Annotated in this window: 14 protein-coding genes and 1 tRNA gene; 4 read left to right on the top strand and 11 right to left on the bottom strand. The window is 43.1% G+C overall.

Annotation, left to right across the window (positions count from 1 at the left end):
* Positions 1 to 9: 9 nt before the first annotated feature.
* Together JW872_02510 and JW872_02505 are read right to left on the bottom strand one after the other, a co-directional pair.
* Positions 10 to 1998, bottom strand: coding sequence for a hypothetical protein (locus JW872_02510; protein ID MBN1549509.1), 1989 nt, complete (start codon positions 1996 to 1998; stop codon positions 10 to 12).
* A gap of 117 nt (positions 1999 to 2115) precedes the next feature.
* Positions 2116 to 2325, bottom strand: a complete 210-nt coding sequence (locus JW872_02505; GenBank protein ID MBN1549508.1) for a hypothetical protein — start codon at positions 2323 to 2325, stop codon at positions 2116 to 2118.
* Between the two features lie 175 nt (positions 2326 to 2500).
* Here JW872_02505 and ychF point away from each other — a divergent pair, with 175 nt between their 5' ends.
* Positions 2501 to 3601, top strand: coding sequence for a redox-regulated ATPase YchF (gene ychF, locus JW872_02500; GenBank protein ID MBN1549507.1), 1101 nt, complete (start codon positions 2501 to 2503; stop codon positions 3599 to 3601).
* A gap of 4 nt (positions 3602 to 3605) precedes the next feature.
* Here ychF and JW872_02495 read toward each other — a convergent pair whose 3' ends face one another.
* On the bottom strand, positions 3606 to 4265 hold the full coding sequence (locus JW872_02495) for a hypothetical protein (protein MBN1549506.1): 660 nt from the start codon (positions 4263 to 4265) through the stop codon (positions 3606 to 3608).
* 101 nt (positions 4266 to 4366) lie between these two features.
* Between JW872_02495 and JW872_02490 the strand changes: the two genes are divergently transcribed.
* From JW872_02490 to JW872_02480, 3 genes are read left to right on the top strand one after another with little or no spacing between them, the layout of a single operon-like run.
* Positions 4367 to 4816 carry a MerR family transcriptional regulator gene (locus JW872_02490; protein ID MBN1549505.1) on the top strand — a complete coding sequence of 150 codons (450 nt, stop codon included), beginning with the start codon at positions 4367 to 4369 and terminating at the stop codon, positions 4814 to 4816.
* A gap of 12 nt (positions 4817 to 4828) precedes the next feature.
* Positions 4829 to 5701: a zinc metalloprotease HtpX gene (locus JW872_02485; protein MBN1549504.1), complete on the top strand. Its 873-nt coding sequence runs from the start codon at positions 4829 to 4831 to the stop codon at positions 5699 to 5701.
* Positions 5702 to 5731: 30 nt separating this feature from the next.
* The gene (locus tag JW872_02480; GenBank protein ID MBN1549503.1) at positions 5732 to 6178 is read left to right on the top strand and encodes a hypothetical protein; all 447 of its coding nucleotides are present in this window, start codon (positions 5732 to 5734) and stop codon (positions 6176 to 6178) included.
* Here the strand turns inward: JW872_02480 and JW872_02475 are convergent.
* From JW872_02475 to JW872_02440, 8 genes are all read right to left on the bottom strand, one after another.
* On the bottom strand, positions 6171 to 6782 hold the full coding sequence (locus tag JW872_02475; protein ID MBN1549502.1) for a Maf family protein: 612 nt from the start codon (positions 6780 to 6782) through the stop codon (positions 6171 to 6173). The genes JW872_02480 and JW872_02475 overlap by 8 nt on opposite strands.
* A 2-nt stretch (positions 6783 to 6784) precedes the next feature.
* Positions 6785 to 7336, bottom strand: coding sequence for a non-canonical purine NTP pyrophosphatase (locus JW872_02470; protein MBN1549501.1), 552 nt, complete (start codon positions 7334 to 7336; stop codon positions 6785 to 6787).
* A gap of 77 nt (positions 7337 to 7413) precedes the next feature.
* Positions 7414 to 7488, bottom strand: a tRNA-Gln gene (locus JW872_02465).
* 7 nt (positions 7489 to 7495) lie between these two features.
* Positions 7496 to 7783, bottom strand: coding sequence for a septation regulator SpoVG (gene spoVG, locus JW872_02460; GenBank protein ID MBN1549500.1), 288 nt, complete (start codon positions 7781 to 7783; stop codon positions 7496 to 7498).
* A gap of 184 nt (positions 7784 to 7967) precedes the next feature.
* Positions 7968 to 8861: a 16S rRNA (cytosine(1402)-N(4))-methyltransferase RsmH gene (gene rsmH, locus JW872_02455; GenBank protein MBN1549499.1), complete on the bottom strand. Its 894-nt coding sequence runs from the start codon at positions 8859 to 8861 to the stop codon at positions 7968 to 7970.
* Positions 8839 to 10263 carry a UDP-N-acetylmuramoyl-tripeptide--D-alanyl-D-alanine ligase gene (gene murF / locus JW872_02450; GenBank protein MBN1549498.1) on the bottom strand — a complete coding sequence of 475 codons (1425 nt, stop codon included), beginning with the start codon at positions 10261 to 10263 and terminating at the stop codon, positions 8839 to 8841. The genes rsmH and murF overlap by 23 nt, the downstream gene beginning before the upstream one ends.
* Before the next feature lie 99 nt (positions 10264 to 10362).
* On the bottom strand, positions 10363 to 12648 hold the full coding sequence (locus JW872_02445) for a DNA translocase FtsK (GenBank protein ID MBN1549497.1): 2286 nt from the start codon (positions 12646 to 12648) through the stop codon (positions 10363 to 10365).
* Between the two features lie 34 nt (positions 12649 to 12682).
* The gene (locus JW872_02440) at positions 12683 to 13462 is read right to left on the bottom strand and encodes an undecaprenyl-diphosphate phosphatase (protein ID MBN1549496.1); all 780 of its coding nucleotides are present in this window, start codon (positions 13460 to 13462) and stop codon (positions 12683 to 12685) included.
* Positions 13463 to 13551 lie beyond the last annotated feature (89 nt).

Genomic DNA, 13551 nt, shown 5'->3' with positions numbered 1-13551 from the left:
CTTTCAAATCTAAAGTAGTGCAATCTGAGTGTCTAAAGATCCTATAAGCTCAGCAAGCTGGCCCGTATATCTACCCATTGCCGAAATATAATTGAAGCTCGTCTCAGGTGTTAAAAAAGACAGACCTTGCCCCAAGGCATCATAATAGGCATCCCATCCAGCATTTGCATCCTCAGGCCTATCTAATCTCTGTAAAAGCTCATACTTCAAGACTTGACTGTACTGCCCGCGCTGTTCAGGAGATCTAATGAAATAATTCATTTGCCTTTCCATCGCCTGTTGTTGCACTTGTTCACTTTCTTCTAAAGATTCAAGCTCAAGTTTTTTTTGTTGAACGGCTTGGTCTACTTGTTCTTGAGTTAAGGAATCAAAAATTAGATCTAACTCTTCTGGCGTCCTCTCAGTCAACAGCTTTGGCTCAACAAGTTTATAATATTCAAGAGCATACAGCATCCTATCGCGACCAGAAATCAGATTCTCTCCAATTTGAATAGGAACATTCTCAAACCCTTCTTTGCCCATATTTTCCTCGTATGTTTGCACAATGTCACTTCTAGCCTGCTCAGCTGATGATGTTGCAATAACTATATCCTTCTGTAAGGTTCTACTACTATCAGCAAGTTGCAATTGCGCCCTTGAAAGCACATCACGAATTTCCTGCAATCGCTGCTTCAGCGCTGATCTGAGATCAGGATCTAGTCCATCAGGCTTAATTCCGTCGACAACATTCTGAAGTTTATCAATTCTCGCTTGCTCGTTAACGCCAGACTGTCTATCTATAAACTCATATACTTCGGCCGATGATCCATCTTGATAATGAACAGTACTCGTCCTAACGTTCAACCTCCGACCAAGTTCAGGGGTTCCACCCTCAAATAATGACTCCGCAATACCGGCCACTCTATCACTGAGATTGATATCACGGGTAGTCTGCACTACCTGGCGCATGCCATGACTCATCGTTCCAAATGCATCAATGTCAGATTGAGTCCTATTTCTCTCCACAAGGGCATCGACCAATAAATTGGCACGATCCTGCAATTCATTCATTACCCGCAACTCTTCCCCTTCAGCTCTTTCAAGCAGATTGCGAGCCGTATCTTGTAATTCTTGTAAGCGGGCTTCCCCCTTTGCATCCAGTGTCCCCTCACTCTCTGCAACTCTCAAATCTCTCATTTCGGTTAATGCGTCACGAATCAATTGAACAGCCTCTGACTCCATACCGCCACCTTCATTGAATAATGATTGCGCCTCTCTAACAGCATCCTGTTTTGCAATAAGATCATTCTCCATGCGAGATGATTCAGCATTTAATCTACCTGAAATAAAACGGCCGGTACTCATAATATTGTTGGCAGTCGCAATCAATGATGCCCAAATAGAGTCTTTAACTCTTTGGATCACATTGTTAATAGAAGAACTTTTATTCTGCCTCCATTCTTGAAATGCCTGGGTGACTGACGACACAATGGCATCAACTCGTCTTTTCCACTCTGGCCGTTCAAGCTGAGCATTAATGTCAGAGAGCTCTGTATTAACAATATCAAGCTGCTGCGACGCTTCTAAGGCGTCCTGCATTGCCTGCAGTCGAGTCATATCATGCTCACCAATCGTAATATCTTTGTCATTAAGCCTTTGCTCAATCGCTCTGTATTGATCATCTCTTCTCAAAACGTCCTGAGCCCTAGGATCATTTGCATCAATTCCTTCTCGCTCCAATACCTCGCGTTCACGCTGCTCACGCTGTCTCTCAATTTCAGCACGCTCGTTATTTAAGCGCTCAAGCTCAAGCTCCTCAGTCCGCCTTGTGTCTCGCGCCCTCTCTAACTCCTGTTCTCTACGCTGCTGTTCTTGTTCGCGCTCCTCACGCCTTTGTTCTAATTCAGAGCGAGACTCTGATGGTTTTGCGCCACCCTCACCAGCCGGTGCTCCAGGCGCAAATAGGGCTCCAACCGATAGGTAACATAGCCCTAAAACAATAATCCTCTTTTTATTCATGACACTCCCTTTTCATTGTTTATTCTCCCTGACTACTATAACCAATCCCAAAGAGAGGTAACAACAAAAAAAGGCCTGGCATAATGCCAAGCCTTTCCAATAAGATCTGTTCAAATCTTATTTGATCATGTGGTAAACAGCATGTCCGATCATCCATGCACCTGATAGACCTACCAAGAGCATAAGAGGATAACCAAGACCCATGGTGTACATAGGGCTCAATTTCCACATATCAAAAATACCAAGGGCACAAAGTCCAATGTTTAGGGCTGCAATTGCGTTGATCCAGCAAGCAGCTGTATCCCAAGGAGTACGACAACATTTCATAGAAACTCTCCTGTATGAAATGAAAGAATAACTACCACGAATTCGACCATACCTCATTCTTCAAAATATTAAAAGAGTCTAGATCTCTCACAAACCCGGCATGATTTCACGAACAGCCCATATGCGCTATACTGAGGGAAATTCCATAGTTATATAGTACAAGTTTGGAGTATTCATGAGTATTAGAGCCGGCCTGGTCGGACTACCTAATGTGGGGAAGTCAACGTTGTTCAATGCCCTCACCAAATCATCTGTCCCGGCGGAAAATTATCCCTTCTGCACCATAGATCCCCATATGGCCATTACCAATGTTCCAGATACACGACTCGATAAACTCCAAGCAATCTTTAACTCACAAAAACTGATTCCAAGTACTGTAAGCTTCGTCGATATCGCAGGTTTAGTAAAAGGCGCTGCAGCTGGCGAAGGATTGGGCAATGCATTCTTGAGTAATATACGTGAGGTAGATCTTATCCTGCACGTGATCCGCTGCTTTGAAAGTTCTAATGTCACCAACACACAAACAGAAATTGATCCTTTAGGTGATTACGAAATCATCGTCTCAGAACTGATTCTGAAAGATCTTGAATCAATTGAAAAACGTATTCCTAAAGTCGAGGGCATGATCAAAAAAACACAAACACGCCCCGCAGAACAAAAAGGATACAAGGCGGAACTTGAACAACTAACCACGCTACGATCAGCACTTGATCACGGTGATATTGAAGCAATCAAGCAGGCCTTCCAGCCACTCTCAACATTAAACCTATTGTCTGCCAAAAAATTCATGATCATTGCCAATATTAGTGAACAAGATATTGGATCAGAATGGGATAACCCACACGTACAAACACTTGTCAAAACATTTGGTAAAGAACGTGTTATACCTGTCTGCGCAAAAATAGAGCATGAATTGTCACAGTTACCCGAAGAAGAAGCGCATGATATGATGGCAATGTTTGGACTTGAAAAACCAGGGCTCGAAACCATTATCCAAAAAACCTACCATAACCTCGGACTCATTACATTCTTTACCTGTGGACCAAAAGAAGCTCATGCATGGCCCATCCCACAGGGAATCACCGTGAGAAAAGCAGCAGGAGAAATTCATTCAGATCTTGAACGAGGTTTCATCTGTGCAGAAGTATTTAATTGTGAAGATCTTTTTTCAGCAGGGACAATCGTAAAGCTAAAAGAACTGGGCAAAATCAAAACCGAAGGACAGGATTACATTGTCAAGGACGGTGACCTTCTTGATATTCGCTTCAATGTCTAATATATCACGAAACAATTTCAAGTAACTCTTTCAACAAACGTGTATCATCACATTGGTTGATCGCTTGTTTCACCGTAAGCCTAAACATGTCACGCAAACGAGGGCCGAATGCTTCCAACTGATCCGCTGTTCTGCTCAGATCTTCTTCCTGCACATCATGACCGAGCGCAATCAATCGTTTTGCTTCAGGAAGACTATCAATTTGCAGCTGATTAAATAGATCTGCGGATGCAACTGTCTGACGATCGAAAACAAGATATGGTTCAAGCTTTGGCTCTTTAACTTTGAGTAATTCGGATTCAACATTCTTAATCACAAGCTCGAGTCGTTTACGTGCAATATCTTTGCGAGCATCATGTATGAATACTTGGTGCTGTGCCTCAGCCTCTTCTTCCCGACGTTTGAGAGCTTCTACCCTGCGACGCTCCTCTCGACGCTCCTCTTTCTCTGAATCCAAAAGAGCTTCTTCATATTCCTCTGCCGATACCTTCTGACCATTAATGAGCCATCGGTCTTGGGCCACACCATCAATGATATCAACCCGATGGGCAAAAATGGCATTATTCACTTTTTCTTCGACATAGCGGACATATTGCACTCTCGTCTGAATAGCCTCACTTATACCCACAAACATCAGTAATAACGCTATAAGACCTCGTTTCATAGAGCCCCCGTTTCATTCAGGATCTGATATAGTGCCAAAAAAAATATATGCTACAATGGAAATAAGTAAATAACCCACTCGTGAGAGGAGAACGGAGCGCCATGAGACGAAAGAAAGGTTTTTTCTCAATATCTGCCGTCGCAGAGATGTTCTCTATCCATCAGCAGACCATCCGTCTCTACGAAAAAGAGGGCCTCATCTGCCCAAAAAGAACTGAAGGCAAAACACGCCAATTCTCAGAGGATGATATTGAGAAACTTGAGGAGATTGTCTATCTAACCCACCATATGGGCATTAATATCGCCGGTGTCGAGATGATCCTAAAGCTCAGAAAACAGATTAAGAAACTACAAAAAGATATGAATACCGTATTTGAGCAGGCAACTGAGGACCTTACGAAACAAGAAGAAGCAACAAAGTCTGCCATCAAAGAAAGCGCCAACCGCCTCATGGTCATCAAGCAAAAAGCAATCGAGCAATGTCAGTCTAATCCCACCAGCAATGATTCTGACACTGAATCAGAAGGTTGGGAGATCGAATACGAAGACTAGAAAGGGTACGCTATGATTCTTAACCACATCAAGACAATTCTGTTACTCTCTATCCTTAGCGGGTTATTCTTGCTCATTGGTGGCCTTACTGGTGGCAAGGACGGCCTAACATTTGCATTTATTATGGCTCTGCTTATGAATGGAATTATGTACTTTTTCTCAGATACACTTGTGCTCAAAATGTACCAAGCACAACCACTTGACCAGACACGCTACGGCTGGGTCTATGACATAGTTCGTGAGCTTACAAAAACCATGAAGCTACCAATGCCTAAACTCTGGATCGTCAATACGCGCATGGCAAATGCATTTGCAACAGGCCGCTCACCAAAGCATGCCTCGGTCGCCGTTACATCGGGTATTCTAGAAATTCTCAACAAAGAAGAACTTCGTGGCGTACTCGCGCACGAACTCTCGCACATTAAAAATAGAGATACCTTAGTCATCACCATCGCAGCAACTATTGCAACTGCAATTGGATACCTTGCCAATATGATCAGATGGGCTGCCTTCTGGGGGTCAATGTCCAATGATAGAAACCGTCGTGGCAATCCATTATTTATGATCTTTGTGGCAATGCTTATGCCACTTGCTGCCATGATTGTACAGCTAGCGCTTTCTCGTTCACGCGAGTTTATGGCAGATGAAACAGGAGCAAAAGCATCGCATAATCCACTTGCTTTAGCGTCTGCACTTGAAAAAATTCATGACCACATGACCTATGCTCACCTAAACCCCCAGGACAATGCTCAGGTCAGTATGGCTTCGATCTTTATCATGAATCCGTTTAGCGGCAACGGGTGGACCTCATGGTTCTCAACTCATCCCCCAGTACAAAAAAGGGTTGCACGTCTGCGCAAGATATACGAAGCTATGGTAAGATGAAAAATCAAAATCACACTCAGGGGAGGCTCTATGTTCGATGACACCATATCCGATCGGCAGGTGGTCGTATCACTCGAATTGGTCAAACTTATTGAATGGATACTTGAGCATGAAAATGAAGGGTTACGAAGACTGATTAATAGAGCGGTATTTAAGGGAATGACCGCAAACAAGCCTTCGCAAGATTTTGAGTCACTTGATGACATGAATCAGTACATTGTGAATTTCTTGTCAAAAATGGAAGTATTCCTGGACAATGCAGTAGAACAACAGCTTAGAAAGACGCTGAAAAAAAATGATATCATTCCAGCGGTACGTCATATTGATACCACGTCCTGCGACACATCATTTATCGAACATACTATTGAACGCATTACTAATAAACTTCCCAACCCAACGAACGCCTCTCCGAAAGAGTTACTTCTAAAGGAACTCCTCAAACGCTGGAATCCAGGGAAAAATTGTACGCTTAATTAAAGAATCCAATTCGCTCCAAAGCTTGCCGTAATTCAAATAAAGGCAAACCTAGAATAGTCGAGTATGAGCCAGTAATTGATTTAAGAAACTGAGATCCATACCCCTCGATCGTAATAGCGCCGCTCATAGAATAATATCCAGGAACCGCGTCAAGATAAGCATCTATCCAATTGTCGGGAATATCAAACACATATGATGCCTCAACATACTGACAGACTCGCTCCATAGAAGCCCAACCTCCATTTTGCTTCATACGTTTTTCGAGGCAGAAAGCTGTACCCACTATTCCCTTCCCTCGCAATGCCTTGATCTTTTTGACCGCATCACCACGATCAACGGGCTTACCATGAATCACTCCCTGGGCATCCATACCAAGCGTGTCGGCAGTTAACACAATCGCTTCATTCTTTGCATAAGTCATGGAAACATTTACATAATCCATCTTATAGTGCGCAATGCGCGTGACGCATTCTTCCAGCGATCCGCTTTTCTCACATTGCGATTCATCAACCTCCTGCGAAAGCACCGTGAAGGGAATGCGCGATGCAAAAAGAAGTTCATGCCGTGTTTTCGAACCAGATGCAATCAATAATTGGTTTCCCATTATTATCCCTTTGATTCAAGATATGTCTTCAGCTTTTCAACAGCCTGCCGCCTCATGCTAATCGAAAACTTTTCTTCAATCGACATTTGACTAAACGTTTTATCATAACCATCTGGCAAGAAAATAGGGTCCCAACCAAAGCCAGATTCACCTCGAGGTAAAACGATAGAACCATGAATCGCTCCCTCAAAAAAATGAATGTCTTGGGGGGACGATGCATAGCCAATAATAGTACGCGCAGTCGCTTTGTCATTTCCACAACATTGCGCTATATGTGCAAGCCCCATTGCGCCAACCGCTTGTAAAAACCACTTGATAAATGGACCAGGCAACCCATTCATGCAGTCTAAATAAAGTGATGTATCTTCGACGATAAATTCGAAGGAATTATTCTCTGCATGAGTAAATGCTTCTTGTAACTTAGCCTGGATTACTTTATGTGCATCGATTTCTTGGATCTCAACTAGGTCCAGATCGCGCTGTTCCACATGAGGAAGCAATAACTGGATTTCACGAAGCTTATTTCTATTTCCTGTAACAAAATAAAGACTCATACGCATTCCTTCCGTGAATATAAAAACAATACCTGTCCGAAAAACAAGCCTAACAAAAAAAATGCGGGAGAAAGACATGGCTGGGGCGGAAGGATTCGAACCTTCGCATGCCGATACCAAAAACCGGTGCCTTACCGCTTGGCTACGCCCCAAATGAATCTACAATGATGCTGCTTCGCCATCGACTGATTTTTGATATTCATCGATGATAAACTCCTCAACCATTTGACGAGTTTCTGAATTGAGCGGATGCACAATATCCCTAAATGTGCCATCCTTTCTACGCCGCGATGGCATAGAGATAAAGAAGCCTTTATCGCCCTCGATTATCTTCAAATCACGGACTATGAAACAGTTGTCAAACACAATAGTGGCATATGCCTTAAGCCTGCCACTATCTTTTGCTGGATATACCTTTACTTCGGTAATTTCAATTTTTTTAGACATTCTCGTCCTTACTATCTCACTGATGAGTGATGGAAAACCACTCGACTGTTTTTCTACCTAACTTTTCCACTACACCCGCTTTTTGCTTTTACAGCTTCAAAACAGTGACTCCGATGCCTAATCTAATTCGTTAACTTTCTTTTGTCAAACCAAGAAATTGGCCTTCCACTGGCACTTTTTCGCCTTAATTTTTAGCACACACACGCAGTTTTGCCGATCGAGCTGAAATATTGTCTTTTAATTCCTGAGCCGAAGCAATGACCGCCCTTGGCGTAAGAATCCTCACACGACCTTCGTTTTGCTCTTTTTTGAAAAACTGCTTCACCATTCGATCTTCAAGAGAATGGAAGCTAATCACGACCAATCTTCCCCCGGGAACTAGGGCCCGTACAGCACCAGAAAGAAATGCCTGGATATTGTCGAGCTCATGATTCACATACATTCGCAATGCCTGGAATACCCGAGTAGCCGGATGAATCTTATGATATTTCTGATAGGGAACTGCGGCCTGTACAAGTTCAGCTAATTCCTTAGTCGTCGTAATACGATGATCCTTACGAGCCCTAGCAAGAGCAGCCACAATCTGCTTGCTATACCGCTCTTCTCCCAACTGCCAAAACAACTGACGCAGCTCCTCTTCAGATGCATGATTGATCACGTCGGCTGCAGTCGTTTTTTGATGCGCTGGGGACATGCGCATATCTAGCTCGGTCTCTTTGAAAATTGAAAATCCTGGACGATGAGCAATCTGATATTGAGATGTCCCAAGATCGGCAAGTATTCCATCAACCTGAGTTACTCCGGCCTTTTTTAATACCTTGTAAAGATGAGCAAAATTACCCCATAAAAGTCTTAACCTGTCAGGAAATTCTTTTTGGAGAGGCTCACCCTTGAGTTCTAGCGCGTCCATATCCCAATCCATTGCAAGGACTGAACATCCAGGCTCATGCTCCAGGAGAGCCCGGGTATGACCGCCACCACCAAAGGTTACATCTAAGTATACCTTCCCTGGTTGGGGGTCAATATAGGTTAAAACTTCATGAGTAAGAACCGATTTATGCTGATACTTCTCGGTCATGCAGGGCCTTCTGGACTGACGATGATTCTGGTTGGACAACACAGCGATCAACAAGTTTATCTAAACCGACTCCTCGTGATCCTTTCACCAGAATAACAGAGCGACGAGAAAGAATCGACTCAACATACACAACAGCCTCTTCCCATGTCGCCACTCGATGAACTTTTACCGTTCGCGGAGCTGTCGCCTGTGTATGCTCAACCTGCGTCCCAACTAGCACGAGATGTTTCAGACTTGGAACCTTACGCAAAAAACGTCCGACCTGACGATGCCAAAAGATCGCATCGCTACCAAGCTCCAACATGTCTCCCAGAACAGCAACCTTGTATGCATCTGTTTCTAATTGTTGAAGTGCAAGCAACGCAGCCTTCATGCTCTCCGGGTTTGCATTATAGCAGTCATCGATCATGATACTATCGCCAATTGGTTTGACTTGAAACCGTCGTGGTACTACGACTGGTTTTTGAATGGCAGTAATAATAGTATCCTTTGGAACACCAAGATACTGTGTCACCGATACAGCAGCCAAAATATTATTTAACATACCACCATGAATATACGGTAATACTACACCATACTTGTTGTTATAAATCTTAAGAGTACAGCGTATTTCTGCATCCGTAATCACCACTTTGCGTGCTTGAATCTGATTGGTTGTTTTCCGTCCAAACTTAATCACTGGATGAGGATATGACACAGCAGATAAAATGTCCTGATCGCCAAACACAAATCCCACACTATCCTCTTTGAGGAATTTAAAGATATCTCGTTTTTCTACTGCAATATCAACCAACGAACCTAACCCTTCCATATGGCTGTGCCCAATTGCGGTTATCAAAGCTGTTGTAGGGCGCAACATGTCGACAATGCGGCCCATTTCACCTCGTTGATTGATGCCAATCTCAAACACAGCACCATCGTGCTGATCAGTCATACGAACGATATTCATAGCAACACCAATCTGCGTATTTTGATTACCATGCGCAACCAAGTAATTGGATTGATTTTGCTCGAGGATATGTGCAATTAAATTTTTCGTTGATGTCTTACCAACCGAGCCAGTTAATGCAACAATCGGAAAGGTAAACCTCTTGCGCCATGCACGTGCTAATGCAATTAAGGCAGAAAGAGGATCTGGCACTGTGATCACTAAAATCGAATCAGGAAGCTGATTCAATAAGTCTTCCCGTTTTTGAGAAATTACAACCCCAGTTGCCCCATTAGCAAGCGCTTCATGCAGAAACTCATGTCCATCAGAACGCTCACCACGTAATGCAAAAAAAATATCACCCTTCTGCGGTATTCGTGAATCAATAGAACAGGAAAATAGAGAAGGAAAATCACCCTGCCGAATCTTTGATCCCGAAACGGCAGTAGTGAAAAACGATGCATCTATATGCATAACCAATAACTCCGTATTTTTTATGAAAAGAGAAGAAGCTCCTCAACAAACAATTTCCTCGGAAACATGGCGACTTTTAATCTCTTTGTCAACAAATCACTATGAGCGAATAACCTTACGCGTTTTACCGCCATCAGCAGGCATAATCTTTCCCTGTGCTTCCAATGCATCTATGATACGTGCCGAACGATTATATCCAATTCTGAATTGACGCTGTAACAAAGAGATAGATACTTCATCAACCGTATCTAAGTAGGTCAAAATATCTCGATATAACGCATCATCAGAACCAGCAAGTGATACATCGTGAGAAGCCAAGACTTCTTCAATTGAAAGATAATTAGGCGCACGCTCTGCACGTATATGCTGCACAATCGATCGAATATCACGATCAGAAATGTACGCACCATGCACCCGTTGGAGATGGGATGCATGCGCATCAAGAAATAACATATCACCTCGTCCCAATAGTTTATCCGCACCAGTAGCATCCAAGATAGTACGTGAGTCAACTTTCGATGTGACTCGGAATGAAACACGACTTGGGAAGTTAACTTTAATCAGACCTGTAATCACATCAACCGATGGTCGTTGGGTTGCAACTAATAAATGAATACCAGCAGCTCGTGCCATTTGTGCAATACGCGCAATGTGGTCTTCAACATCACGTCCCGCCGTCATCATAAGATCGGCTAACTCATCAATTACAACAACTAAAAACGGAAAGGCATCTTCTTGTTCCACTGCTGCATTGTAATCTGATATATTCCGCACATTTAATGATGCCATCTTCTCATATCGTTCTTCCATATGCTGAACAACCCACTTCAAAATCGGAATAGCCTTACGCGTATCGGTTACAATCGGGAATAAGAGATGCGCAATGTCTGCATATGATGAAAACTCTAAACGTTTGGGATCAATGAGAATTAACTTCAATTCATCAGGAGTTTTACTAGAAAGCAAACTGATAAGCATGGTGTTAAGAGCAACTGATTTACCGGATCCTGTCGAGCCAGCCACAAGCAAGTGTGGCATCTTTGCAAGATCTACAATCACATGCTGTCCTACTGTATCAGCACCAAGAACAAGCGGAAGCTCTCCATCATATGAGCTGAATGCATGTGATCTTACAATGGATGCTAAATACACTGGCTTACGTTTTTGATTCGCAACTTCAAACCCAACTACAGCAGTCCCAGGGATTGGAGCTAAGATCCGAATACTGGTAGCGCGTAACGCTAAGGCAAGATCATCTTCAAGCGCAAGAATCTTGCTTAATTTAATATGAATGGCAGGCTCATATTCAAACAGCGTTACCACCGGGCCGGGTTTGATTGTAACGACCTTGCCACTGATACCAAACTGCTCAAGCTTCTCCTCTAACACTGATGCACGTTGTTTTAATTCATGAGAAATCTGCTTAGAAGAATCCTGATTATTCTTTTTCTCAAACAGAGAAGCATCGGGAACACGATATGGCTTACGAGGTTGCAACTGAGGTTTCGATACTGATTCATGATCAGTCTCTTCGGGAATATGTTGACGAGCTACTGCCTGCGCCGCAACAACATCTGATTGTTCTTGATAACGATTCCAAAATGCATCCTTATGCACTTGCTTAACGACCTCGTCAACTTCTTCATCAGCCTGAAACTCGACTACTGAAATGTCGTCTTGTGCATCTTGTGCAGCCCACAAATGCCTGAGGCCGTGATAGGTCAATACGAAAGGACGCCCCGATAAAACAACCCCCTTATAGACAACTGCAGAAACAGGTGGCCCCCACCATTTCACATTCAGAATGGCTTTGACCCCACGGAAAATAAATTGAATAGCCCTAACAAACGACACGCGAAATAAAAGAATTGCACTCATCGTTAACAACGTATACAAAACCAAGAAGCTTCCAATCCGATCAATGAACGGCCGCATCATCATGGTAATCACATATCCTAGTCGTCCTCCAGGATCAATATCATGAAAAAGATCAATACGATGAAGCGCGCTCAGTGCAGAAAGAATCGGTATCAATAAAGTAAGTGCCACAAGACGATCCGCTTCTTCTGCAATCAATGACCGTAGTGTAAAATGATTACGGCCATACACTACAATATGATAGGCAGCATAAAAACAGAAGCCTACAAATACTAGTGATGCTCCGCCAAACATGTAGAGAAATAATCCTGTAGTGTGTGCACCTACAACTCCACACCAATTATTTATACCGAGATCTGAGCTCCTATAATAAAACCATGATGCGTCATACGGATCAAAGCTAACAAAACATAACGATAAAAATACCCCAACGGCACTGAGCGCAAGTGCAATCAATTCATGAGCAAATGGTATTGTCCATGATTTTCTTCTCGATCTACGTCTCATTACTATTCCTTACATATTCAGCGGTTTTAGAATGTTAGATCAGCATGCTCATAACCAAAGGAAGAATCATATAGAAACTCCATTTCCATAATTGACCTGATCGTGCCAGCTCCATGGTCCAGAGTAATGCTTTATAGGCTACGACACCTGCGACCAGCATAACCAACAGCGTTTTGCCGTTCAATACTTCGCCGGCAAAGGGACTCTTGTACACACTTACAAGGCCTCGTGCCACCGCAGGAATAATGAGGGGCACTTGAAACACAAATGAAATCTCAAGCGCATCACGTACCGATAATCGTAACCACCGAGCTACGACATATGTTGTTCCCAATCGAGATAAACCTGGTAACAGCGCTATGCCTTGCACCAACCCCAATATAAAAGCCATGATCATGGTATACGGCTGCTCGGCATTACGAGGCACCCAACGAAGCGATAACAGTAGGCCAAGAGTCATACTCAATCCAAGCTGCAAAGGAAACCACTCTTTACCAATAACGATAAATAATCCATACAGCACGATGGTTACAAAAACACCAGATCCTGTCTTGAGCAATGATAATACGACTCGTTGCCAATGGTACCACAACATGCGCACCATCGCAGTCCAGCGTGGCCAAAAAACATATGCAAGCACACAAAGCGTTGGAAAATGAAGAACATCATCAAAGTGGTCTGGGATACGATTGATCCAATCTCCATATCCCAGCATGGTAGTTAATTTTTCAAGTAAAACAACGTGAGTCGAACTACTAATCGGAAAACTTTCTGTAATAATCTGAATCGCAATCCACAAAGCAATAAAGAGCATAGTTTCCTCACCTTGGCACAAATCGTTAAACCGACTTTTGAGTGTGCTCCGAAAAAATAACGAATTCAAGCCTCGATAAAATCACTGGA

It is taken from the genome of Candidatus Babeliales bacterium (assembly GCA_016929235.1).
Classification (GTDB): Bacteria; Babelota; Babeliae; order Babelales; family JABCYS01; genus JAFGJD01.
Note: the sequence above shows the minus strand (reverse complement) of the source record. Positions and strands in the feature narration are given on the sequence as shown.